The organism is Halobacillus rhizosphaerae (genome assembly GCF_046719735.1).
In the GTDB taxonomy this organism is placed as follows: domain Bacteria; phylum Bacillota; class Bacilli; order Bacillales; family Halobacillaceae; genus Halobacillus_B; species Halobacillus_B rhizosphaerae.
Genome location: NZ_JAUTWQ010000020.1, coordinates 1 through 23,413, shown reverse-complemented (window position 1 = coordinate 23,413; position 23,413 = coordinate 1). Strand labels below are relative to the sequence as shown.

Here is a 23,413-nt window from a genome sequence, read left to right as displayed (position 1 = left end):
TGTACATTCAAGGGGGAGGTTGGGTATGAAAGAGGTCATATTACATTGGCATGAGGAAGGTTATGCGTCCATCATGCTAAATCGTCCAAATAAATTGAATTCGATCACACCGCAAATGACAGAAGATTTACATAACGCTCTCGAGGAGGCTTTAAAATTTGAAGAATTAAAGTTTCTTATTGTTACAGGAGCAGGGGAAAGAGCATTTTGTTCAGGTGGAGATTTGAATGAACTTCACGGAGACCTTAGTGCTGACGATGCCTATCAAACTCTGCACCCTATGAAAGAGGTCTTGCTGAAACTTGCTCTTTTCCCTGTACCTACCATTGCTATATTGAATGGAATTGCCCGGGGAGGCGGCTGCGAAATAGCGACAGCCTGTGATTTCAGGTATGGTTTAGCGGATGGGGAATATGGGTTTGTCCAGGCCAACCTGGGGATTTGCCCTGGCTGGGGAGGAGGGGCCTTATTATATAAACGGATTCTTCCTGTTCATGCCGCCCTATGGCTGATGCAAGCTAATCTACATAAGGCAGAGGATACGCTTCATTCAGGCTGGCTGCACAAAATAATTACGAAATCAGAAATAAAGGGAACAGAGATATTGAAGGATTTCCTCAACAAAACACCCGCGCAATTAAGGTGGTTCAAACAGCAGTACTTATCTGAAATAAACGCAGCTGAATTGAACAGACAGATGGAACAGGAAGTGAAACAATGTGCTTCGCTCTGGGAATCTGAAGAACATAAACAAGCTGTACAAAACTTCTTAAAAACAAGAAAAAAGTCTTAAATGCTATTCTATCAACCTTCTGTTGTGCATAACTATAAACAAACGATAGAGGAGGGATGGTATGGACGCCCCGAGACAAGATGCCTGGAAGGAAGAGGAAGATACTCTTTTGGCAGAAACGGTTCTCAAATATATTTGTGAAGGGAAGACTCAACTCGAAGCATTTCAGGAAGTAGCTGAACGTCTTCGTCGGACACCAGCTGCTTGCGGATTCAGGTGGAATGCTACAGTGAGAAAGGATTATCAGAATGAGATTCAAGAAGCCAAGCTGAATCGCAAAGAAAAGCGCGCAGTCTTCGCAACGGCTAGTGCTTTAGATGATCCGCCAATGTCATTAGATGCAGCGATCTCTTTTCTGAAAGAGATGAAGATGAAGCAATACGAAAGCCAAGGCAAGCAAAAGCTTGAATATGAGCTTAGACAATTAAGTGAAGATAATAAACGGTTAAAAGGTCAGCTTAAGCAATTTGAAGCTGCCTGGATGGAAATGGATAAACTGGTTACCTGGGTAAAAGAACGCCATAAAAGTCCATTATAAATATAAAAAGGCCGCTACATCGTTCTTGTAGGGGCCTCATCTATGGGGACTATTCAGTTACTTCTCTTTCCTCAACGCCGGAAGGCATCCAAATTAATGGGTTTTCACCTAAATCCCTTTCCATATCATACTGGGCTTTCTGAAAGTCCATCCTCTCCCAAAAAGCATGAGAGTTGATACGAGGGTTGGTCTTAATTGGAAGCTTATAGCTTTTAGCGAAATCTACTAAGGCTTTTCCGAATCCCTGCTTTCTGTAATCGGGAAGCACCTCTAATTTCCAAAGCTCTAAATAATCCTGCGGAGGAACAAAATAATGGTCATATTTCGCTTGAACGCGGTAAAGACTCATCCTTGCCACTAAAGCGCTGCCATAATATATTCCAAAGAATGGTGACTCACTATCATTTTCAACGATATTACTTTCTAGATCCTCAAGCATGGCCAATTCCTGGTTACCATATTCTTTAAAACGCTTAAATTCTTCAAGTGTTTTATAATTCACCAGCAGTGGCTGAACTTTAATCGTAGCCATCATGACGGATTCCCCTTTCTTATCTGTATCTCCCTCAATTATAATATAATTATTTACATAATGAAACGCACAATTCTCTTCGTGATAAAATTGTCCTACCCTATAATCGTAATTATTTGCTACAATAAACTAAAGAAGACAGACGGTTCAGGGGGGATATCTTGAATATAGGCATTATAGGTGCGGGGGCGATTGGTTTATTAATCGCGGCACACCTGGGCAGAAATAATAGCGTTCATCTGTATGTGAGAAGGAAGGAGCAGAGGGATATACTTAATACTCACGGGGTAGCGTGTGATCGTGCTGAGACCGTCGAGGTTCAGGCTCATTTATTAAGTGATGGTTTTCTCAGACATGATGTAATCCTGGTTACAGTTAAACAGCAACAGGTTGACGAGATTCTTAGTTCAATCAAGCAGCTTCCTGCTCACGTGCCGGTTATTTTTCTGCAAAACGGAATGGGTCACCTTGATAAACTAAGTTTCTTGGTCAACCCAGTGCTGGTGGGGACTGTGGAGCATGGAGCTTTAAAACTCAGTGATCGGGCTGTCAAACATACGGGTTTAGGCACAATTACCATTGCCGCCTATTCAGATGTGGAGGCGGCACATCTTGAACGGTTAGCTTCATGGTTATCAGAACCGGATTTTAAAGTATCCTCCTATCAGGATTATTATGAATTACTGGTGAAGAAATTAATGGTAAATACCGTGATTAATCCTTTAACAGCTTTATTCAGGGTTCGTAATCATGCGCTAACATCCAATCCTTCCATTCGGACGCTCGGATACGAGTTGTGTAAAGAGGCAGCAAGTGTACTGGATCGTTCTCCTGAAACAGAATGGGAAGAAATCCTGCGAATTGCAGAGAACACTGGTGGAAATTACTCATCCATGGTTAAAGACCTCATGGAAAAAAGAACCACAGAAATTGATGCCATTAATGGCTATGTGGCAAAAAAGAGTCAGCATAAACTTCCTTATCATCATTTTGTCATTGAAGCGATTCATGCTTTAGAATTTGCGAATGAAAGAGAGGGAAAAGTATGACAGACTTTTTAATCAGCTCACTGGCCTTGGTCATCACTTTGCCGTTTCCTTTTTTATTTCTCTTTTACTTCTTTGCGCGTAAATGGTACAGGCATAAACAAAAAGCTTTTCATCAGTCTGTAACCGTGACGGCACCAATTTTTATCGTTTCTGTCCATGTTTTGTTATTTGTTTTATTTGAAAGAAGTTTTTTTGCGTATATTATTATTATGCTATTATTACTCCTTGCTTTATCCGTGGTTATTCAGTATAAAGTACACGATGAAATTCGGTTGTTTAAAGCCATAAAGAGCTTTTGGAGACTCAGCTTTTTATTATTTTTTGCCGTTTATTCAAGTTTGTCGCTTTTCGGCCTGATTAATCGAATATTCTTTTCATAAACAGATTAGGTGAAGTTCAGGGAGCTTTTTTGTACAATACATAATGGTACATACCATTATAAGTGTAAATAAAGGAGAAGTTCTTATATGCGAATCGATCCCATTCAAATACAGCCTAATCAGAAAATTGTAAAGGACTATCGTCATGATTTTACTGCAGTAGAAGATAAATTTGACTACCCTCCTTTTGAAAAAGATACGTGGATAAACAGGTGGAATGATCTTCAAGAGCGAGAGTTCAAACGGGAAGAGTTAGCGCGGGTTCTTCATCGAATGAATGATCAATGGCAAGCTCCCTCTTCCGCCTTTCATTCTATTGAGCGTTTGAAGGATAGCCAGAGCACAGTCATAATTGCCGGTCAGCAAGCCGGTCTGTTAACGGGGCCACTGTATACCGTTCACAAAGTGATTTCTATCTTACAGTTAGCTAAGCAAAAGGAAGAGGAACTTAATAAACCTGTTATCCCGGTCTTTTGGATTGCGGGAGAGGATCATGATTTCGATGAGATTAATCATGTCATGTTAAAAAGTGAAAAGCGGATGAAGAAGCATGCCATTCACCAAGAGCCTGAGCATAAATCATCTGTTTCTGACTTGGAAATTGATAAGGACCAAGGGATGGCCTGGCTGAATGAAATTTTCTCCACAGTGAAAGAAACAGAGATCACACAGAGTTTTTATGAACGTACTCTCAAAGCTTTGCAGGAATCTGCCAGTTATACCGATTTCTTTGCTAAATTAATTTACATGTTGTTTCCAGAGGAAGGGCTAGTGCTTGTGGATGCTCATCGTCCTGAGTTACGCCAGTTGGAATCAGGTTATTTCCAGTCCATGCTGGATCATAATCGAGAAATTTCTCAAGGAGTGTATGCTGCTATTCAAAAGAATAAGCAACAGGGCTACTCTGTTTCTCTCGACAGTGACATTACGGATGCGCATCTCTTCTATCATGATGGAGGGGATCGGATTCTGCTGACGAGAACAGATGACCATCACTATCAAGGCAAGAACAATGAAGTGTTCTTCACGGAGGAACAGATAAAAGAAATTGCCGAGAACAGCCCTGAGAAACTGAGCAATAATGTTGTAACCAGACCCTTGATGCAGGAAAGTGTTTTTCCGGTGCTTGGATTTATCGGCGGGCCGGGAGAAGTGAGCTACTGGTCTGTGTTAAAACCTGCATTTCAAGCGTTTGGGTTTCGGATGCCGCCCGTATTGCCACGTCTTTCTTTTACTCTGATTGATCGCAAATCTGAGCAGACGATGTCCAGGCTCCAGATGGAACCTCAACGCAGTGTACAGTCAGGCACGAGAGAAATGAAAATGAATTGGCTTGCTTCTGTCAGCTCTCCGCCAATTGAAAAGCTAAGTGAAGAGGTTAAAGCCGAAATTGATAAGATCCATAAGCCTTTAAGAGCTAAGGCGGCAGAGCTTGGAGCGGATCTAGGCGCTCTCGCTGAGACAAACCTTCATCATTTGTATAAGGATGTTCAGTTTCTAGAACAGAGAATGACAAGAAGACTAGAAGAGAAGTATAAAAAAGAAATTGCCTGTTTTAATGAACTTGATTTACTTATGCATCCAGAAGAAGGCTTACAAGAACGCGTGTGGAGTATATTGCCGTGGGTGAATGAATATGGTATGGACGTTTTCGCAAAAATGAACCACCATCATTTATCATTTGAACACCCTCATTATCTAGTCTTTATATAGAAGTGCTCTCCACTTGCCCCCACCAAAAAACTAGTCAGGAAAACCCTTAAAATCCTACCTTTCGAGGCAGGATTTTTTTATTAGGTAGAGAATGAATAAAAAGTAAGTGGAGAAAAGTGGGGCGATGTGGTAATGTTGTAACAGAAGGTGGGGACAGCTATATGTTCATGGGTGAATATCAACATAACATTGATACCAAAGGGCGAATAATTGTACCCTCCAAGTTTCGTGAGGATCTTGGGGAAAGCTTCGTGTTAACACGAGGTTTAGATCAATGTTTGTTTGCTTACCCTATGAATGAATGGAAGATCCTAGAAGAGAAGCTGAAGAAGCTGCCCCTCACTAAGAAGGATGCCCGTGCCTTCACCCGATTTTTCTTTTCTGGTGCTGTGGAATGTGAAGTAGATAAGCAAGGAAGAATTAATATTCCGCCGCCATTAAGAAAGTATGCAGTTCTTGACAAGGAATGCGTCGTTATTGGTGTATCGAACCGAATTGAATTTTGGAGCGGTGAAAAGTGGGAAACTTATTTTGAAGCTTCAGAAGAATCATTTTCTGAAATTGCAGAGAACATGTTAGATGTTGATATTTGATAGAGAGAGACGAGTGATTTTATGTTTGAACATTACAGTGTATTAAAGTCAGAAACCATTGACCTGTTACATATAAAGCCTGACGGGGTGTATGTGGATTGTACCCTTGGCGGTGGCGGTCATTCAGAAATGATTGCTTCCAGGCTTAATCAACAGGGGAAATTAATCGCATTTGACCAAGATCAAAATGCTTTAAAGGCTGCGAAAGAGAGACTATCAGCTTATGAAGACCGTATTATTTTTGTTCATGCTAACTTTAGAAGGTTAGAAGCTGAGCTGAAGGAGCTTGGAGTTGAGCAAGTAGATGGTGTTCTTTACGACTTAGGGGTTTCAAGTCCTCAGCTCGACGTAGACGATCGCGGGTTTAGTTACCAGAATGATGCTGTTTTGGATATGCGTATGGATCAAACTGCTCCTTTAACAGCGAAAGACATAGTAAATGAGTGGGAGTACAAAGATTTAGTCCGTATCTTTTTTAAATACGGTGAAGAAAAGTTTTCAAAACAAATTGCCAGAAAGATTGAGGCAGCTAGAGCAAGCAGAGAAATAGAAACTACGGGGGAACTTGTAGAACTCATTAAAGAGGGAATACCTGCACCTGCAAGAAGAAAGGGTGGCCATCCGGCTAAACGAGTCTTCCAAGCCATTCGTATCGCAGTAAATGACGAGCTTGGAGCTTTTCAAGATGCTTTGCATCAAGCAGCTCGCGTAACAGCGGTGGAAGGAAGAATTGCTGTAATCACTTTTCATTCCTTAGAAGACCGCTTATGTAAACAAGCCTTCAAAAAATGGAGCTCAAATCCTCCTCTGCCAAAGAATATTCCAATGATTCCTGAAGATAAACAGCCGCCATTTAAACTTATTACCAGGAAGCCAATCATAGCAGAAGAAGATGAACTAGAGGATAACAGACGCTCACGTTCGGCGAAGCTTAGAGTTGTTGAAAAGATAAAGCCGTGGTCTAAAGAATTTCAATTTGAAGAAGGGTGGAAACAAACATGAGTGCAGAGCAAGTGAGAAAGCAGCAGCCTTTACAACAGCCTGAAAGAAAGAAACAGGTAAAGGTAAAGGTCCATAAACAGAAATGGATAAGTACCGGTGAAAAATTTCTGTATTCGATTGCTACAGCGGCCGTAATTGCCACTTCTGTATTTTTAGTTCATTTCTCAGCTTCCACCGATGGACTCAACCGGGACATCCAGCACTTAGAAGAGAAAATTGATGCCCAGCAATCTCAAAATGAGAATCTGGCTTATCAAGTGAAAGAACTTAGCAATCCAGACCGTATTTTAAAAATTGCCAAAGAAAATGGATTATCTATAAAGAATTCAGTTGTCAAACAAGCGGGTAAAGTAACCAATTAAAAAGCTGGGTGATGCATGATGAAGAGTTCCAATACCCATAAAGGCGCAGCATTATTAATTATCGTTTTTTCGCTGATATTTCTAGTCATTGCAGGCCGCTTTCTGTACATTGAAACAACTTCAAGTGTCGAAGGTGTCAATTTGAAAAAATGGGCGGAAAAGGCACGAACAAGTACGTATGAAATTGATGCAGATCGAGGTAAAATTTTTGATAAAAATGGAATGGTTCTTGCTTATGATCGACCAACCTATCGAATCTATGCTATTGTAGATCCGGCGTATTCCGACAATTTAGAGGAGCCAAAGCATGTGACAGATCCTGAAAAGACTGCTTCCGTGCTGGCTCCTTTATTAGATATGGATGAGACGGAAATAGAAAATAGAATCGAGAAGGGGATCGATGAAGGCCGCTTTCAGGTGGAGTTCGGTACTCAAGGCAGAGAATTATCGCAAGACAAAATGGAAGAAATTAAAGATAAAAAATTAAGCGGGATTCAATTTGAAGAAGAAGCGAAAAGATATTATCCAAACGGGATGTTCGCTTCCCATGTTCTAGGATTTGCCCGCACGCAAGACGGGAAAATCAAAGGGATTACGGGTATTGAAAAACAGATGGAAAAGTACTTAAAAGAGAAAAAAGGGAAAATCAGCTACGAAAGAGATAAATACGGCACAAAACTCCTTGACCCTAAAGAAGTGATGACGAAGCCGGATGATGGAGAAAACGTATATTTGACCATTGATCAGAAAATCCAGACATTTCTGGAGGATGCAATGAGCCAGGTGGATGACCAATATCACCCGCAGAAAATTATGGCAGCGGTTATGGATCCGAAAACAGGTCAGGTGCTTGCTATGAGTAACCGGCCAAGTTATAATCCAAATGATATTGGGGACGTTGATAACTGGTACAATGACCTGATCTCTTACCCATTGGAACCGGGGTCGACCATGAAGATGTTCACCTGGGCTTCCGCTATGGAGGAAGGTGTCTACAAAGGCGATCAGTTATATAAGTCAGGCTCATTTAAAGTAACCAAAAATTCTGCCGAAATTCATGATTACAATCAAACCTGGGGTAAGATATCCTATGATGAAGGGCTACAAAGATCTTCAAACGTTGCTGCGGCAAAATTAATGTGGGATGTTCTAGGTCCGGCTAAATTTCGTAATTATTTGTCAGACTTCCATTTGGATCAACCTACAGGAATTGATCTGCCAGGAGAAGAAAAAGGGAAAATTCTATATGAACGGCCGATTGAGAAAGTGACTACTTCATTTGGTCAAGGCACTACTGTTACACCAATCCAGCTTATGACTGCGGCCACTTCGATTGCAAATGATGGAAAAATGATGCAGCCGTATGTATTAAATAAAATAACTTCTAGTGAAAATGGTAAAACCATTAAAAAGACCGAACCCAACGTTATAGGAAAACCAATTTCGAAGGAAACCGCCTCAAAAATGCGTGACCTTCTTGGGACTGTCATCACTGGCAAGCATGGTACGGGAGCGGACTATAAATTAAGTGATTTCTCAGTGGCTGGGAAAACGGGAACCGCTCAGATCCCTGGAGCCGGCGGCCAATACATGTATGGTCATCAGAATTATCTCTTCTCCTTTATGGGTATGGCACCTAAGGAAGATCCTGAACTGTTAATGTATGTTGCGGTAAAACAGCCTGATTTAGCGGGAGATGAAAGTGGTTCTGAACCTGTCTCTTACATTTTTGACACGGTTATGGAAAATAGTCTGCATTATTTAGATATTCAGCCTGATAAGAGCAACGATCAGCAAGTGAAGGAGCACTCCATTGAAGACGTCAGTCGGTTAACGCCGAGTAAAGCCGAAGCTAAACTCAAGGAAACTTACAAAAATGTTACGGTTATAGGAAAAGGCGGAGATGTGGTTGGTACTCTTCCAGAGGCAGGAACAACTTTACTTACGGATGAAAGAGTAATGATTATCACTGACCAGCCTGCGATGCCTGATGTTAAAGGTTGGTCCTTACGAGATGTTCATCGCTTAGCTCAAGAATTTCATTTGAGAATTGAAACGATGGGCAGCGGTTATGTAACAAAGCAAAGTATCGATCCAGGAACTAGATTGAAAAAAGACGGTTATCTAGTAGTCGAACTGGAGCCGCCACAATAAACAAGCCATTCCCGGCAGTGTTCTAATCGTTTCTCAATTGCATATAGTGATACAAGCTGACTCTACTGAACTATTAAAGGAGTTATGGTTATGAAACGAGTATCGCAAGTAATTGTCAGGAAACGATTAGTCACTGTTTTTCTTGTGGGAATGGTTATTTTTATGGTTATTGCAGGAAGACTGGGTTATGTCCAGTTTGTGTTGAGTGATTTTCTTATTAACAAAGCTGAAGAGTCCTGGAGCCGGGATATCACGTTCGAGCCAGAACGAGGGAAAATTTTAGATGCGAACGGAGAAGTACTAGTCGGGAACCAGTCAGCCCCTACAGTTATGGTAGTCCCGCGGCAAATAAAGGATCCAAAGGCAACAGCTGAGCAGCTCGCCCAGATACTAAATATGAGTGAAGAAAAAGCGTACAAGCATGTAACCAAGAAGATTTCGATTGAAAAGATTCATCCGGAAGGGAGAAAAATTTCAGAAGAACAAGCAGAGGCCATCCAATCTCTTGCTATGCCGGGAGTGTACATAGCCGAGGACTCTGAAAGGTATTATCCGCACGGAGCCTTTCTTTCCCATGTTTTAGGGTTTAGCGGTATCGACAATCAAGGTCTTTTAGGATTAGAAGCTTATTACGATGACCAGCTGAAAGGGGAAAAAGGAGCCCTCTCATTTTTTTCCGATGCTAAAGGAAAGCGTATGCCGGATATGGCAGATACCTACACCCCTCCTGTAGATGGAGAAAATTTGCAGCTTACTATTGATTACCGGGTGCAATCCATTGTGGAAAGGGAGCTGGATTTAGCCCAGGCAAAGTACAATCCGGACGGGGCGGTTGCGATCGTTGTGGATCCTAAAACGGGTAAAGTAGTGGCGATGGCTTCGCGGCCGAATTTCGACCCAGCTAATTACCAGGAGGTTAAACCCTCCGTATACAACCGGAATTTACCTGTTTGGAGCACATATGAGCCGGGGTCTACCTTTAAAATAATTACGCTCGCAGCTGCTTTGGAGGAAAACAAGGTCGATTTAGAAAAAGACCAATTCTTCGATTCAGGAGCAGTTAAAGTAGACGGGGCTACGCTGCATTGCTGGAAACGCGGGGGGCATGGAAGTGAGAGCTTCCTGGAAGTTGTCCAGAATTCCTGTAACCCGGGTTTCGTGGAACTTGGCCAGCGGCTCGGTAAAGATAAATTATTTGAATATATTGACCGATTTGGCTTTGGTCAGAAAACCGGGATCGATTTAGAAGGAGAAGGGAAAGGTATTCTGTTTAACCCCGATAAAATCGGTGCAGTAGAGCAGGCAACCACGGCATTTGGACAAGGGGTCTCGGTAACGCCGATTCAGCAGGTTATGGCCGTAGCAGCTGCCGTAAACGGTGGTTATTACTATGAGCCTTATGTCCGTCAAGCTTGGCTAGACCCCTTAACTGGGAAAGTACTCGATAAAAATGAACCCAAATTACAACGAAGGGTCATATCCGAAGAAACTTCGAAAAAAGTTCGTGAAGCACTGGAAAGTGTGGTTGCTCAAGGAACAGGGCGTGGGGCTTATGTGGAAGGCTATCGGGTCGGTGGCAAAACCGGTACAGCTCAGAAAGTGGGTCCGGATGGGAAATATATGACAGATAACCACATCGTTTCATTTATTGGATTTGCACCAGCGAATGATCCTCAGCTAGTCGTGTATCTTGCCATTGATAACCCGAAAAACACGGTACAATTCGGCGGAGTGGTAGCAGCTCCAATAGTTGGATCTATCATGGGAGACAGCTTGCGCACTCTTGGAGTCAAGCCGAGTAAAGATGGGCTGGAAAAAGAATATGCCTGGCCTGAAGAGCCGCTCGTTGAAGTTCCTAATGTCACCGGTATGGAGAAAAAAGACTTAACCCAAATGCTGGCAGATTTAAAAGTAGACGCAAGTGGTAAAGGAGATAAGGTCATTACTCAAGCACCAGCTGCAGGAGTTAAAGTGAAATCTGGATCTACGATACGGGTATTTCTAGGAAATTAATTTTTATAAAATAGGTTTCCTAGTCCCTGTATCCAGTAACTTTTGCTATAATAGATAGGAATGTGTAAAGTTAGGATGAGAAAAATGAAAATTACCGAATTGTTAAAATATGTACCCTATTATAAAACAAAAAACCAAATTGAAAATATTTCCATACAAAACATCTCAATGGACTCCAGGGCGGTTAGACCTGGAGATCTATTTGTTTGCATTAGAGGTTATGAAGTAGATGGACATAAGTTCGCTGCTGATGCGGTGGAACGTGGAGCGGCGGCTATAGTAGCAGAAGAAGAGCTTGAAGCTGAGGTTCCAGTGATTATTGTAAATGATTCTTCCAGAGCTTTAGCAATGCTGGCGTCTGCTTTTTATCATAATCCAACAGAGAAGTTGAATTTAATTGGGGTTACAGGTACGAATGGGAAGACTTCTGTCACCTATTTACTGGACGAAATCTTCCGGGCCGACCAACAAACCACCGGGCTTATTGGGACCATTCAAATGAGTATAGCTGGGACTCCCTATCCAGTGAAAAATACAACCCCAGACTCTCTTTCTTTGCAAGAAAGTTTTGCGAAAATGTGTGAGGCTAAAGTAGATACTGCTGTAATGGAAGTATCTTCTCATGCTCTTGATCAAGGAAGAGTATTTGGGTCTGACTTTGATGTCGCCGTTTTCACTAATTTAAGCCAGGATCATCTGGATTACCATGATAATATGGATGATTATTTAAGGGCTAAGTCCCTATTGTTTGCCCAGCTGGGAAACAGCTATAATGTGGAGCGGGCAAAGTTTGCCATAATAAATAATGACTCCCCGGCTGCTAAGAAGCTGATCAGGTCCACTGCACAACCCGTCCTTACATACGGGGTGAATCAGAAAGCCGATCTTATGGCATCTGATATAGATTTACATGAAAAAGGTGTGTCCTTTACGATGGAGACACCCATGGGTTCTATTCATATTGAAAGCCCTCTTATGGGATTGTTTAGTGTATATAATATGCTTGCTTCAGCAGGAGCGGCACTGGTCAGTGGTGTTTCGCTTCAGGTCATTCAACAAGCTTTTAAACATTCAAAGGGAGTACGCGGACGATTTGAGCCTGTTCTTGAAGGACAGGAGTTCGGCGTAGTGGTTGACTACGCTCACACACCTGACTCGCTGGAAAACGTTTTAAAGACCATGAAAGATTTCTGTCGTGGAACTATTCATGTGGTTGTAGGCTGCGGTGGAGATCGTGACCGCTCAAAAAGGGCAGTAATGGCAGACGTTGCTATGAAGTATGGTGATGATATTATCTTCACATCAGACAATCCTAGAACAGAAGATCCTCACCGGATTTTGGAAGATATGACCAGCCATCTTTCCTCTGGCTACGAAGTCATTGAAGATCGTAAACAAGCGATTAAGCGGGCCGTAAACCGTGCTCAACAAGGAGATATCATCTTAATCGCCGGAAAAGGTCATGAAACTTACCAGGAAATTAATGGTGTTAGATATGACTTTGATGATCGTGAAGTTGCAAGAGAATTATTAAGGCATAGTAAGGAGAGTAACACATGAAGCTAGAGGCAGTGGAGTTAGTCGATCTATTCACAAATTATAAAGGGGCGGCAAATGATCGCATCGCCCTTCATCAGGTTATGACCGATACACGGAAAGAAGCTAAACAAAGCTTGTTTGTCCCTATTGTTGGAGATGCTTTTGACGCTCATGATTTTCTGAAGCAGGCCATTCAACAAGGGGCGGTAGCTGCATTATGGCAGGAAAATAGAGCTCTTCCTAAGTTTGTGCCGACGGATTTTCCTGTGTTCTATGTGAAAGATACTACCGAAGCTTTGCAGCAGCTTGCAGAGTATTATTTAAGAAAAATCAATCCCCTTGTCATTGGAGTGACTGGTTCGAACGGTAAAACGACGACTAAGGACATGGCTGCTTCTGTACTGTCTACCATTTATAATACTCATAAGACTGCAGGCAATTTCAATAATCACATCGGCTTGCCGCTTACCGTCCTCTCAATGCCGGAAGGGACAGAAGCGCTGGTACTGGAAATGGGGATGAATAATGCAGGGGAAATCTCGCTGTTGTCTCGTTTAGCTACGCCAGATTATGCAATTATTACGAACATTGGTGAATCCCATCTCGAAAACCTAGGCTCGCGGGAAGCCATAGCTTCGGCTAAAGCAGAAATTTTGGAGGGGCTTAAACCCAATGGCAAAGTTATCATAGATGGAGACGAAGCGCTTCTTGCTCAGTTGAAAAAAGAAGAACGTTCCATTTCGTGTGGATTTAAACAACTGTGCAACTATACAATTTCTGTGGAAGCGGCAGAGGATAATCGAAGCGTGTTCTCTGTAAATGGCATAAGGTATGAATTACCTATGGCGGGAAGTCATAACGTTAAGAATGCGGCATTTGTCATTGCCCTATGTGAGCAATTACAAATGCCAACAAAGTCCATCCAGCAGGGACTTAACCATTTAACGATGTCGGGGATGAGGTTTGAAAAGCATGAAGGGATTAAAGGTTCTCTTATTATTAATGATGCCTATAATGCCTCTCCTACATCCATGAAAGCTGTGATTGAAGTAGTGCACCAGCTTCAAGCAAAGAAGCATAAAGTATTAGTTCTCGGAGACATGTTTGAACTTGGAGAAAAATCGTTGGCCCTGCATGCCGGCGTTGGCGAGGCTATACCAGCAGGGATTCATGCTGTCTATACCCTCGGGAATCAAGCTAAAGAAATTTCTACAGCAGCAGCGGCGAAAAATCCTCAAATGGAAGTTTATCATTTTACGGATAAAAAAGAATTAATAAGTCAATTACTCAATACAATTACCGAAGATACAGTGGTATTGTTAAAAGCTTCCCGGAAAATGAAATTAGAAGAATTACTGCTAGATCTCACAGACTGAATAAACAGGCGATGACGATCATGTAAAAGGAGGAAAACAGCAATGAACGACTACATACTGTTAATAACTATGGCACTATCATTCATTCTTACTGTCGTGATATCGCCGATTATTATCCCGTTTTTAAGACGTTTGAAATTCGGCCAGAGTATTAGAGAAGAAGGACCTAAATCCCACCAGAAGAAATCGGGCACCCCGACAATGGGGGGAGTCATGATCATTTTGGCAGTGACAGCTGCGACTCTTCTCGCATCCTTCTGGTTTGATACCCAGAAAGCAGACATCCATTTGTTTCTGTTATTATTTGTCCTGATCGGTTATGGATTATTAGGATTTCTTGATGATTACATCAAAGTGGCATTAAAAAGAAATCTCGGTTTAACATCTAAGCAGAAAATGCTCGGACAAATAATAATTGCTATTGTTGTGTACGTTATCCTTAAACAAACTGGATTTCCGACTTTTATTGAAGTTCCCGGAACTTCTTTTCAAATAGAATTAGGGTGGGGGTACGCTCTGCTCATCCTCTTCATGCTTGTAGGCGGTTCTAATGCTGTGAACTTAACAGATGGTTTAGATGGTCTTTTAGCAGGAACGGCTGCTATCGCCTTTGGTGCCTTTGGCATATTAGCTTGGTACGGTGATCAAAATATGGAAACCGCCATTTTTGCTTTAGCCGTAGTCGGGGCACTATTAGGATTCTTAGTATTTAATGCCCATCCGGCAAAGGTGTTTATGGGGGATACCGGCTCCTTAGGGTTAGGTGGAGCGATAGCCATTATTGCTATATTAACGAAGCTTGAATTATTGCTAGTGATCATCGGAGGTGTATTTGTACTGGAAACACTATCCGTCATGTTACAGGTGGCTTCCTTTAAAACAACAGGTAAGAGAATATTTAGAATGAGCCCGCTGCACCATCACTATGAATTAAAAGGGTGGTCAGAATGGCGTGTAGTTACAACATTTTGGACGCTTGGATTAATTTTCGCAGTCTTAGGTGTATATATTGAGGTGATGTTTAGTTGAATACTTTAATCAATTTTCCATATAATCATGTCCTAGTGCTCGGCCTCGCTAAAAGCGGTACGGCTGCTGCAGAACTTCTGCTCGATAGTGGTGTTCAGTTAAGGATTAATGATTTGAAAGCAAAGATGGACGATCCTGCCGTGGCAGAGCTGACTCGCAAAGGAGCAGAAGTCATTACAGGGGGACATCCAATAGAAGCATTAGATAATATCGACTTATTGGTGAAGAATCCAGGAATTCCTTATGAAAATGTGTTAGTTGCCGAGGCAGAAACTCGTGGAATTCCCATTATTACGGAAGTTGAACTGGCTGGCAGGCTGCATGAAGGAAACTTAATAGCTGTAACGGGGTCAAATGGGAAAACGACGACTACAACCTTGATCTACGAAATGATTGCTGCCGCTCATCAGCCAGCTGCTATTGCTGGTAATATTGGAAAAGTTGCCTGTGAAGTGGCAAGAAACACTGGAGAAGAGGAAACAATGGTTGTCGAGCTGTCTTCCTTTCAGCTGCTAGGTACGTTGACCTTTAAACCCAATATAGCGGTTTGGCTGAATTTGTTTGAAGCTCATCTGGATTATCATCATACACTAGATAACTATCATCAGGCGAAAGCTAAAATAGCTAAATACCAGGAGGAAGAGGACTTCCTGGTGTATAATGCAGATGATGAAAAGATCAGCAAGTTTCTTCCCGACATTCAATCTAAGCTGGTCCCTTTCTCTATCCACCGTAAAGTAGATGGAGCTTGGGTGGACAATAATTGGGTCTATTTTAAGGATGAGCCTATTATTAAACGAAATGAAATTGTGTTAGTAGGGGAACATAACCTGTCTAATATTTTGGCAGCAGTTGCCGCAGTCAAATTATCAGGCATTAAAAATGAAGCAGTTTCTAAAGTGCTGACTCGTTTCACGGGAGTTCCTCATCGATTGCAATTTATCGAAAAGAAACTAGATCGGTATATATATAATGATTCAAAAGCTACGAATATCTTGGCAACTTCTTATGCATTGAAATCATTTCAACAGCCTGTGGTCCTGCTTGCAGGAGGCTTGGACCGCGGCAACACCTTTGATGATCTTCTTCCTTTTCTTTCTTCTGTAAAAGGGATGGTCGTATTTGGAGAGACCGCTGACCTCCTCTCTGAAACTGGAGGGAAGGCCGGCATCCCGCAGATTAAGAAGGTGGAGACGATGGAAGAGGCTGTAAAAGAAGCATTTTCCATGTCCAATCCGGAAGATGTGATCTTGCTATCGCCTGCATGTGCCAGCTGGGATCAATACCGTACGTTTGAAGAAAGAGGCAACATGTTTATCGATGCCGTGCATAAGCTCTAATAAGGGCTAAATGCGGCAAAGCTTTACGCCCTGTTTTCCATTAGATGGGAGTGGGGCTTTTTTTATGGAATCCAAACAGAAGAAGCCGGATTTATGGTTGTTTGCAGCGATTGTAGGCATTCTGGTCATTGGGATCATAATGGTTTATAGTTCATCAAGTATTTGGTCAGAATACAAGTTTAACGATGGATGGTACTTTGCTAAGCGGCAAATGCTTTTCGCCACGGCAGGATTAGCTGCGATGATTGCCTTGTCCAGAATTCCTTATTATGTGTGGTACAAGCATTCTAAATGGATACTGTATGTGTGTCTTTTTTTTCTAATTGCAGTGCTGATCCCTGGCGTAGGCATGGTCCGCGGAGGTGCAAGAAGCTGGATCGGAGTGGGGATGTTCAGTATTCAGCCATCTGAATTTATGAAACTGGGCCTCATCCTTTACCTGGCGCGGTTCTTATCCATAAGGCAAAAGAAAATGGGATCGTTTCAGGAAGGGTTTCTGCCTGGATTAGCACTCATTGCGATCCCATTTGCATTAATTATGCTTCAACCTGATTTAGGGACAGGGGTAGTGATGGTAGCTACATGCCTTGTTATGATGTTTGCTTCTGGAGCTAGAATTGGTCACTTTATGTGGATTGCAGCTGCTGGAATGGCAGGAATGATTGGTTTGATAGCTTCTGCCCCGTACCGGATCAAAAGAATTACCGCTTTTTTGCATCCTTGGGAAGATCCACTGGGCAGCGGTTTTCAAATCATTCAATCCTTATATGCAATTGGCCCAGGTGGCTTGCTTGGAATGGGACTGGGAAACAGTATGCAGAAATTCTTTTATCTTCCTGAACCACAGACGGATTTTATTTTTGCCGTCCTAGCAGAAGAGCTTGGGTTTTTAGGCGGAATCGTCGTTCTAGGACTTTTTTTCGTGCTGCTGTGGCGCGGTATTCGGACAAGTTTGTATGCTCCTGACCTTTTTGGAACATTGTTATCACTGGGGATCGTAGGTATGATCTCTATTCAAGTGATGATTAATGTGAGTGTAGTCACTGGTCTGATCCCCGTAACAGGCATTACGCTGCCACTGGTCAGTTATGGTGGCTCTTCCCTCACTCTCACTCTTGCATCATTAGGTCTGCTTTTAAGTGTGAGCCGTTACTCTACGAAATAAAAAAGGTGACCAAGCTGAAATTTCATGATGAAAACTGTGCAAATTATTCAATTGCACAGTTTTTTTGTGATTATTTGTCAAACGCCCCACAACCGCTACTTAAAAATGATAAAATAAGCTACATAACAGCAAAGGTCAGAGGCGGAGGGTAAAAGTTTTTATCAGCTTAAGAAAGATCCGCTTATTTTTTCTGAACCTTTGATGACAATTAAAACAGAATTTTGTTACAATCTGAGTCGACACTATCAGTCTATTACGTATAAATTGTGATATAATGGGAGTTATCATTTAAAAGATGTGCACAGTATTTTCACTTACGATTTTACCTTTCTAAACAGCTAAGTGGTGGATCACAAGGGTGGCACGGTAATAAGGAGAAATGCCCGTTATGGAAGAGAGAAAAGTTGTTTCCATAGAAGATCGCATACCGAAACTAAAGCAAACACGAAGAAAGAAAGCGAATCGGCGATTGATCTTATATTTATCAATCCTTTTTTTGTTAATTGCTACGGTTGTCTATTTACAATCTCCTTTGAGTAATGTCAATAAGGTTGTTGTAGAAGGCGAACAACATGTGAGTGCTAAGGAAATTAAACAATTATCAACAATAACAACAAAAGACAACTATTGGAAAATTGATCCCGGTGATGTAGAAAAAGCGGTTGAAAAGCATATTCAGATCACAGATGCTAAAGTGAAGAGGCGGCTGCCTGGCACGGTGATCATTGATGTGAAAGAAGCTGAACGTATAGGTTATATTCAGGAAGAAGACAAATTTCAGCCCATTTTGGAAAATGGAACAAAATTGAAAGCATCAGCAACCATCCCTACTGGGGATGCCCCGATTTTATATGGGTTCACTAAACCGACGTACTTAAAAGAGATGTCCCAGGAACTAAAAAAATTGCCGGACAGTATTACCAGTTTAATTTCAGAAGTTCATTGGAAGCCTGAAGAAGATAATCCTTATCGAATCATTTTGTATATGAATGATGGATATGAAGTAGTGGCATCGATACGGAATTTCTCCTCAAAAATGCCCGCTTATCCTTCTATCGTCAGTCAATTGACTAAAGAAAACAAGGGGATCGTTCACATTGACGTAGGAACTTATTTTGAAGCCTACCCCAAACAATCAAAAGAGGATAAAAGTAATGATGAAGAAGAGAGGTAGACTTCTCATTATGTCGCTCGTTCTTCTTGGTTCAGGTTTTTTAGTCGCTTACAGTTTTCAGCAGACGAAGAAAAGTCCTGAAATGGTGCAGCTTAACGATTCCCATTGGGAAAAACAATATTTTTTCCAGAAACAACTTCTTGATACAGAAGAAAAGAACAAGCAGTTAAGGCAGGAACTCTTGAATAAAAGAAATAAAATTCAGGAGTACGAAGATAATCTGGCAGATTCGAAGCAAGTGATGGCAGACTTTGTTGAGAGGAAAAAGCAGCTTCAATTACTTGCCGGAGAGCTTCCTGTAGAAGGGCCGGGGGTAATGATTACGCTAAGCGATGCCATGTATATCCCTGATCAGGAAAATGTGAATCAGTATATCGTTCACGAAGGGCATGTTCGAGCTGTGATTAATGAATTATTAACGGCCGGTGCGAAAGCCATAGCTATAAATGGACAGCGGTATTTTAGTGATAGCTATATTGCCTGCACAGGGCCTGTCATAACTCTTGATGGGATTCAACACCCCGCTCCTTTTGAAATAACAGCAATTGGCGATCCTGATGTCCTTGCCTCGAGTCTTGATCTTACTCAAGGAATTATAGATCAGTTGCAGAAAGAAAATATCGATATTGAAATGAGTAAAGAAACCAGAATAACCATGAATGCCAGACTAGCAGCTGAAGGGCGTACGTCATGAAGAATCGAGTAAAGTGGATGGTTTCGCTGGTGTTTTTATGTATAGGTTTTATGACGGCCATTCAGTTTAAAACTACTGCAGAACCAAAAGCTAGAGATACTAGAGACCAATGGGAAATTCGGGAAGAATTAAAGAACGAACAGCAGACCCAGGAAGAATTATTAAAGAAAATCTCAGATGCTGACCAAATATTGGATAATTATAATGCTAACTCTTCTCAGAAGAAAGTTGATACACTGAAAGAGTCCATTCATAAGCTGGAAAAGCAAACTGGGTTGATGGAGGCCCAAGGCGCGGGTGTTACTCTGACTATCTCACCGATATTTCAGGAAAGTACGACGGGACAGGCCTACCCTTCTATATCACCTGAGCTCCTTAGCAGGTTAGTGAATGAGCTTAACCAATTTGGAGCAGAGGAAATTGCGATTGGAAAGGAACGATTAACTAATCTGTCTCCCATAAGAAACGTAAATGGGTACACTTATGTTAATAATCGCCCCTTGCCGCCGCTGCCTGTTACAATTCAAGTACTGTCTGAAAATCCGGACAAATTGCGGGACTATATTGAAGCGAGCCAATCGAAAGATTTTTTTGCTATCGATAATCTCGATTTAAAAGCAATAACAGAGGATTCGTTGGTGCTCCCCAAATATGAAGATCCATTACAATTAGAAGTTTTGAAAGAGAACGATAGGAAAGAAACAGGTGAATGAGCATGTGGCTGCCGATTTTATTTTTAATCATTGGAGTGGCACTTGGATTATTAACTGATATTCAAGTACCTGAAGCTTACTCAAATTATTTATCAATCGCGGTATTAGCAGCATTTGATACACTGCTTGGAGGGATCCGTGCTCAGTTAGAAAAGAATTTTAATGATCTTGTATTCATTACCGGATTCATTTTTAATGTTTTTTTGGCAGCCATTCTAGCTTTTCTAGGGGTACAGCTGGGAGTGGATTTATATCTAGCTGCAGTTTTTGCTTTTGGTTTCCGGCTGTTCCAGAATTTAGGGATTATACGCAGGAAAGTTATTGATCAGAAGCTGCTTGGAAGGAAATTTGAAAAAAATAGCCGTAGTTAAAAGGATATTCGTTAAACGTTGTGGAAAACAACTATTGTATGAGTTTTTTAAATGACAGTGAGACATTTGAATCAGGTTATTTATCAATTCATTTACGTTTTTATTTCAGTGATTGTATTTTAAACGTGAATTCGATATGCTTTGTACTACTCATATGGCTTGTTATCAGGAGGTGCGTCATTGGTGAATCAGAATGAAATATTAGTAAGCTTAGATATAGGTACGAGTCGTATCAAAGTAATTATTGGAGAAATTATGAATGACTCGTTAAATATAATTGGAGTTGGCTCCGCAAAATCTAATGGCATGAAAAAAGGGGCTATTGTCGACATTGATCAAACTGTGCATTCTATTCGTTCAGCTGTAGAACAAGCTGAAAGAATGGTAGATATGAAAATAGATCGGGTAGTCGTCGGGGTTAATGGTAATCACATTCAGCTTCAGCCCTGCCATGGTGTCGTAGCAGTATCCAGTGAAACCAGAGAAATAGGTAATGAAGATATTTCCAGAGTGATTGATGCAGCACAGGTGGTATCCATTCCGCCGGAGCGAGAAATTATTGATGTTGTACCGAGACAATTTATCGTGGATGGTCAGGATGAAATTACAGATCCTCGCGGCATGATTGGTGTTCGTCTTGAAATGGAAGGTATGATTATCACTTGTGCGAAGACTGTATTACATAACACACTCAAATGCGTTGAAAGAGCGGGACTTGAAGTGTTAGATGTATGCTTGCAGCCTTTAGCAGCAGGTACCGTTTCCTTATCAGAAGATGAAACTAATTTAGGTGTTGCCCTTTTAGATGTAGGGGGAGGATCTACAACAATTTCAGTATTTGAGGAAGGGCATTTGAAAGGAACCAGTTTAATTCCTTTTGGAGGCGACAATATTACAAAGGACCTTTCTATAGGTATGAGAACTTCTACGGACGAAGCTGAGCAAGTAAAAGTAGAACATGGACATGCTTTTTTTGATGATGCTAATGAAGAAGAAGGTTTTTCTGTTACGATTATTGGAAGTAATCGCGAACAGGCATTCAATCAATTGCAAATCTCTGATATGATTGAAGCTAGACTGGAAGAAATTTTTGTCTTAGCCGCTCAAGAAATTCAGAGGATGGGTGTAAGAGAACTGCCTGGAGGTTTTGTATTAACTGGCGGAGCCATGAATATGCCAGGAGTACTAGAACTTGCCCAGGACATCTTTCATTCTAATGTAAGATTGGCTATCCCGGATTATATTGGAGTCAGAGAACCGCAGTTTACTAGTGGAGTCGGTATCTTGCAATTCGCTTATCGTAATGCGAAAATACAAGGGAAAGAGATCTTTCCATCGGTTTCTGCTAATGTAGATCAGCCTGCGCCTCAAAAGCAGAAAAGAGTGCAGAAACAACCAAAAGAAGAAAAAGAAAAATCAGAAAAGAAAAAAGAGTCAGGTTTATCTAATCTGTTAAAGTATTTCTTTGACTAAGGATAGAAGTAACAATAATCAAAGTGCGGAGATGAGCATAAATCTTGTAATCTCGTGTTTAGGAGGAACGGAAGATGTTAGATTTTGATACAAGTATGGACCAATTAGCAACAATTAAAGTAATTGGAGTTGGCGGAGGTGGAAGCAATGCCGTCAACCGAATGATTGAACATGGCGTGCAGGGTGTCGAATTTATTGCGGTAAATACTGATGCCCAGGCCCTTAACCTTTCCAAAGCAGAAGTGAAAATGCAAATTGGCGGCAAACTTACCCGCGGCTTAGGTGCGGGAGCTAACCCAGAAGTTGGCCGTAAAGCAGCAGAAGAAAGTAAAGAACAGTTAGAAGAAGCTCTTCAAGGAGCGGACATGGTCTTTGTAACTGCCGGAATGGGCGGCGGTACAGGTACAGGTGCTGCCCCAGTTATCGCCCAGGTGGCGAAAGAATTAGGGGCTCTGACTGTTGGAGTAGTCACGAGACCATTTACTTTTGAAGGACGCAAAAGATCCACTCAGGCAACTGGAGGAATTGACGGCTTAAAAGGCAGTGTTGATACATTAATCGTAATTCCAAATGACCGTCTGCTAGAAATTGTGGATAAGAATACTCCTATGCTTGAAGCCTTCAGAGAAGCAGATAATGTACTAAGACAAGGTGTACAAGGTATTTCAGATTTAATTGCTGTACCTGGACTTATTAACGTTGACTTTGCTGACGTTAAGACTATTATGGTGGACAAAGGTTCTGCTCTTATGGGTATTGGTATTGCTACTGGAGAGAGCAGGGCAGCTGAAGCGGCTAAGAAAGCCATCTCCTCTCCGCTTCTTGAAACATCGATTGACGGCGCTCATGGTGTTCTAATGAACATCAGCGGCGGTACGAATCTGAGTTTGTATGAAGTGCAGGAGGCAGCAGATATTGTCACCTCTGCAGCCGATCAAGAAGTGAATGTCATCTTTGGTTCAGTAATTAATGAAAATCTGAAAGATGAAATTGTGGTAACAGTCATTGCTACTGGATTTGACGAGAGTCAATTAGCTGAAGGACAGAAAAAACGTCCATCCACAACTCAGTCTAAGCCAAACGTAATGGAAAGACCTCAAAGAGAGGAACAGCCAAGACGCGAAGCTCCTCAGGCTCAGCCGAAATCAAATAATCAAGAAGAAGATACTCTCGATATTCCTACTTTCTTAAGAAATAGGAATCGCCGCAGATAATCTTATCAGAAGAACCGCTGCTACAAGCAGCGGTTCTTTTTTATGTCTCTGTTTAACTTGAAGATGGTGGGCTTAAACACAGATAGAAAGTTCCTTATTCCACAAAAGCCCCAATTCTTGAAGATTCCCTTTACTCTTAAAAGCGAGCCGAGGTCGGGGAAATGACTCGGACAGCTGCATCGTCCAGACACTCGCT

General features: G+C 41.7%; 22 protein-coding genes. 21 read left to right on the top strand and 1 reads right to left on the bottom strand.

All coding sequences use genetic code 11. The features are described from left to right. Window positions 1-25: 25 nt before the first annotated feature. Both Q7A53_RS17385 and Q7A53_RS17380 read left to right on the top strand, forming a co-directional pair. Entirely contained in the window at window positions 26-793 is a 768-nt protein-coding gene (locus Q7A53_RS17385; protein WP_411790461.1) for an enoyl-CoA hydratase/isomerase family protein, read from the top strand. Between the two features lie 61 nt (window positions 794-854). Continuing rightward, the gene (locus Q7A53_RS17380) at window positions 855-1,331 is read left to right on the top strand and encodes an RsfA family transcriptional regulator (protein WP_411790460.1); all 477 of its coding nucleotides are present in this window, start codon (window positions 855-857) and stop codon (window positions 1,329-1,331) included. A gap of 49 nt (window positions 1,332-1,380) precedes the next feature. Here the strand turns inward: Q7A53_RS17380 and Q7A53_RS17375 are convergent, their stop codons facing one another. Then, the gene (locus tag Q7A53_RS17375) at window positions 1,381-1,863 is read right to left on the bottom strand and encodes an N-acetyltransferase (protein ID WP_411790529.1); all 483 of its coding nucleotides are present in this window, start codon (window positions 1,861-1,863) and stop codon (window positions 1,381-1,383) included. Window positions 1,864-2,024: 161 nt separating this feature from the next. On the opposite strand from Q7A53_RS17375, the gene Q7A53_RS17370 reads away from it, so the two are divergent. The 19 genes from Q7A53_RS17370 to ftsZ all read left to right on the top strand — a co-directional run bounded on the left by Q7A53_RS17370 (window position 2,025) and on the right by ftsZ (window position 23,217). Beyond that, window positions 2,025-2,912 carry a 2-dehydropantoate 2-reductase gene (locus Q7A53_RS17370; protein WP_411790459.1) on the top strand — a complete coding sequence of 296 codons (888 nt, stop codon included), beginning with the start codon at window positions 2,025-2,027 and terminating at the stop codon, window positions 2,910-2,912. After that, window positions 2,909-3,292 carry a DUF3397 domain-containing protein gene (locus Q7A53_RS17365; RefSeq protein WP_411790458.1) on the top strand — a complete coding sequence of 128 codons (384 nt, stop codon included), beginning with the start codon at window positions 2,909-2,911 and terminating at the stop codon, window positions 3,290-3,292. The genes Q7A53_RS17370 and Q7A53_RS17365 overlap by 4 nt, the downstream gene beginning before the upstream one ends. A gap of 87 nt (window positions 3,293-3,379) precedes the next feature. Then, entirely contained in the window at window positions 3,380-5,005 is a 1,626-nt protein-coding gene (gene bshC, locus Q7A53_RS17360; protein ID WP_411790457.1) for a bacillithiol biosynthesis cysteine-adding enzyme BshC, read from the top strand. A gap of 161 nt (window positions 5,006-5,166) precedes the next feature. Then, entirely contained in the window at window positions 5,167-5,598 is a 432-nt protein-coding gene (gene mraZ / locus Q7A53_RS17355) for a division/cell wall cluster transcriptional repressor MraZ (RefSeq protein ID WP_411790528.1), read from the top strand. Window positions 5,599-5,619: 21 nt separating this feature from the next. After that, complete coding sequence (gene rsmH, locus Q7A53_RS17350; protein WP_411790456.1) at window positions 5,620-6,600, top strand: 16S rRNA (cytosine(1402)-N(4))-methyltransferase RsmH; 981 nt, start codon at window positions 5,620-5,622, stop codon at window positions 6,598-6,600. Next, on the top strand, window positions 6,597-6,962 hold the full coding sequence (gene ftsL / locus Q7A53_RS17345; RefSeq protein WP_411790455.1) for a cell division protein FtsL: 366 nt from the start codon (window positions 6,597-6,599) through the stop codon (window positions 6,960-6,962). The genes rsmH and ftsL overlap by 4 nt, the downstream gene beginning before the upstream one ends. 18 nt (window positions 6,963-6,980) lie before the next feature. Beyond that, complete coding sequence (locus Q7A53_RS17340; protein WP_411790454.1) at window positions 6,981-9,116, top strand: penicillin-binding transpeptidase domain-containing protein; 2,136 nt, start codon at window positions 6,981-6,983, stop codon at window positions 9,114-9,116. A 90-nt stretch (window positions 9,117-9,206) separates the two neighbouring features. Next, window positions 9,207-11,129 (top strand): stage V sporulation protein D, encoded by a 1,923-nt coding sequence (locus Q7A53_RS17335; protein WP_411790453.1) that lies wholly within the window; start codon window positions 9,207-9,209, stop codon window positions 11,127-11,129. Window positions 11,130-11,213: 84 nt separating this feature from the next. Further along, window positions 11,214-12,689 (top strand): UDP-N-acetylmuramoyl-L-alanyl-D-glutamate--2,6-diaminopimelate ligase, encoded by a 1,476-nt coding sequence (locus tag Q7A53_RS17330; RefSeq protein ID WP_411790452.1) that lies wholly within the window; start codon window positions 11,214-11,216, stop codon window positions 12,687-12,689. Further along, window positions 12,686-14,044, top strand: coding sequence for a UDP-N-acetylmuramoyl-tripeptide--D-alanyl-D-alanine ligase (locus Q7A53_RS17325; RefSeq protein WP_411790451.1), 1,359 nt, complete (start codon window positions 12,686-12,688; stop codon window positions 14,042-14,044). Before Q7A53_RS17330 ends, Q7A53_RS17325 begins: the two co-directional genes overlap by 4 nt. Window positions 14,045-14,086: 42 nt before the next feature. Then, window positions 14,087-15,073 carry a phospho-N-acetylmuramoyl-pentapeptide-transferase gene (gene mraY / locus Q7A53_RS17320; protein ID WP_411790450.1) on the top strand — a complete coding sequence of 329 codons (987 nt, stop codon included), beginning with the start codon at window positions 14,087-14,089 and terminating at the stop codon, window positions 15,071-15,073. Then, window positions 15,070-16,413, top strand: coding sequence for a UDP-N-acetylmuramoyl-L-alanine--D-glutamate ligase (murD, locus tag Q7A53_RS17315; protein ID WP_411790449.1), 1,344 nt, complete (start codon window positions 15,070-15,072; stop codon window positions 16,411-16,413). The genes mraY and murD overlap by 4 nt, the downstream gene beginning before the upstream one ends. 64 nt (window positions 16,414-16,477) lie before the next feature. After that, the gene (spoVE, locus tag Q7A53_RS17310; protein WP_411790448.1) at window positions 16,478-17,578 is read left to right on the top strand and encodes a stage V sporulation protein E; all 1,101 of its coding nucleotides are present in this window, start codon (window positions 16,478-16,480) and stop codon (window positions 17,576-17,578) included. Between the two features lie 388 nt (window positions 17,579-17,966). After that, the gene (locus Q7A53_RS17305) at window positions 17,967-18,752 is read left to right on the top strand and encodes a cell division protein FtsQ/DivIB (RefSeq protein ID WP_411790447.1); all 786 of its coding nucleotides are present in this window, start codon (window positions 17,967-17,969) and stop codon (window positions 18,750-18,752) included. After that, window positions 18,733-19,446: a DUF881 domain-containing protein gene (locus Q7A53_RS17300; RefSeq protein ID WP_411790446.1), complete on the top strand. Its 714-nt coding sequence runs from the start codon at window positions 18,733-18,735 to the stop codon at window positions 19,444-19,446. The genes Q7A53_RS17305 and Q7A53_RS17300 overlap by 20 nt, the downstream gene beginning before the upstream one ends. Then, window positions 19,443-20,159: a DUF881 domain-containing protein gene (locus Q7A53_RS17295; protein WP_411790445.1), complete on the top strand. Its 717-nt coding sequence runs from the start codon at window positions 19,443-19,445 to the stop codon at window positions 20,157-20,159. The genes Q7A53_RS17300 and Q7A53_RS17295 overlap by 4 nt, the downstream gene beginning before the upstream one ends. Window positions 20,160-20,161: 2 nt before the next feature. Further along, the gene (locus Q7A53_RS17290) at window positions 20,162-20,530 is read left to right on the top strand and encodes a small basic family protein (protein WP_411790444.1); all 369 of its coding nucleotides are present in this window, start codon (window positions 20,162-20,164) and stop codon (window positions 20,528-20,530) included. A 183-nt stretch (window positions 20,531-20,713) separates the two neighbouring features. Beyond that, a complete protein-coding gene (ftsA, locus tag Q7A53_RS17285) occupies window positions 20,714-22,003 on the top strand; it encodes a cell division protein FtsA (RefSeq protein ID WP_411790527.1) in 1,290 nt (429 codons plus the stop codon). 74 nt (window positions 22,004-22,077) lie between these two features. Further along, a complete protein-coding gene (ftsZ, locus tag Q7A53_RS17280; RefSeq protein WP_411790443.1) occupies window positions 22,078-23,217 on the top strand; it encodes a cell division protein FtsZ in 1,140 nt (379 codons plus the stop codon). Window positions 23,218-23,413 lie beyond the last annotated feature (196 nt).

Coding starts and splice junctions, on each gene's coding strand:
- Q7A53_RS17385 (WP_411790461.1), top strand. CDS start 26: ATGAAAGAGGTCATATTACATTGGCATGAGGAAGGTTATGCGTCCATC.
- Q7A53_RS17380 (WP_411790460.1), top strand. CDS start 855: ATGGACGCCCCGAGACAAGATGCCTGGAAGGAAGAGGAAGATACTCTT.
- Q7A53_RS17375 (WP_411790529.1), bottom strand. CDS start 1,863: ATGGCTACGATTAAAGTTCAGCCACTGCTGGTGAATTATAAAACACTT.
- Q7A53_RS17365 (WP_411790458.1), top strand. CDS start 2,909: ATGACAGACTTTTTAATCAGCTCACTGGCCTTGGTCATCACTTTGCCG.
- bshC (WP_411790457.1), top strand. CDS start 3,380: ATGCGAATCGATCCCATTCAAATACAGCCTAATCAGAAAATTGTAAAG.
- mraZ (WP_411790528.1), top strand. CDS start 5,167: ATGTTCATGGGTGAATATCAACATAACATTGATACCAAAGGGCGAATA.
- rsmH (WP_411790456.1), top strand. CDS start 5,620: ATGTTTGAACATTACAGTGTATTAAAGTCAGAAACCATTGACCTGTTA.
- ftsL (WP_411790455.1), top strand. CDS start 6,597: ATGAGTGCAGAGCAAGTGAGAAAGCAGCAGCCTTTACAACAGCCTGAA.
- Q7A53_RS17340 (WP_411790454.1), top strand. CDS start 6,981: ATGAAGAGTTCCAATACCCATAAAGGCGCAGCATTATTAATTATCGTT.
- Q7A53_RS17335 (WP_411790453.1), top strand. CDS start 9,207: ATGAAACGAGTATCGCAAGTAATTGTCAGGAAACGATTAGTCACTGTT.
- Q7A53_RS17330 (WP_411790452.1), top strand. CDS start 11,214: ATGAAAATTACCGAATTGTTAAAATATGTACCCTATTATAAAACAAAA.
- Q7A53_RS17325 (WP_411790451.1), top strand. CDS start 12,686: ATGAAGCTAGAGGCAGTGGAGTTAGTCGATCTATTCACAAATTATAAA.
- mraY (WP_411790450.1), top strand. CDS start 14,087: ATGAACGACTACATACTGTTAATAACTATGGCACTATCATTCATTCTT.
- spoVE (WP_411790448.1), top strand. CDS start 16,478: ATGGAATCCAAACAGAAGAAGCCGGATTTATGGTTGTTTGCAGCGATT.
- Q7A53_RS17305 (WP_411790447.1), top strand. CDS start 17,967: ATGGAAGAGAGAAAAGTTGTTTCCATAGAAGATCGCATACCGAAACTA.
- Q7A53_RS17300 (WP_411790446.1), top strand. CDS start 18,733: ATGATGAAGAAGAGAGGTAGACTTCTCATTATGTCGCTCGTTCTTCTT.
- Q7A53_RS17295 (WP_411790445.1), top strand. CDS start 19,443: ATGAAGAATCGAGTAAAGTGGATGGTTTCGCTGGTGTTTTTATGTATA.
- Q7A53_RS17290 (WP_411790444.1), top strand. CDS start 20,162: ATGTGGCTGCCGATTTTATTTTTAATCATTGGAGTGGCACTTGGATTA.
- ftsZ (WP_411790443.1), top strand. CDS start 22,078: ATGTTAGATTTTGATACAAGTATGGACCAATTAGCAACAATTAAAGTA.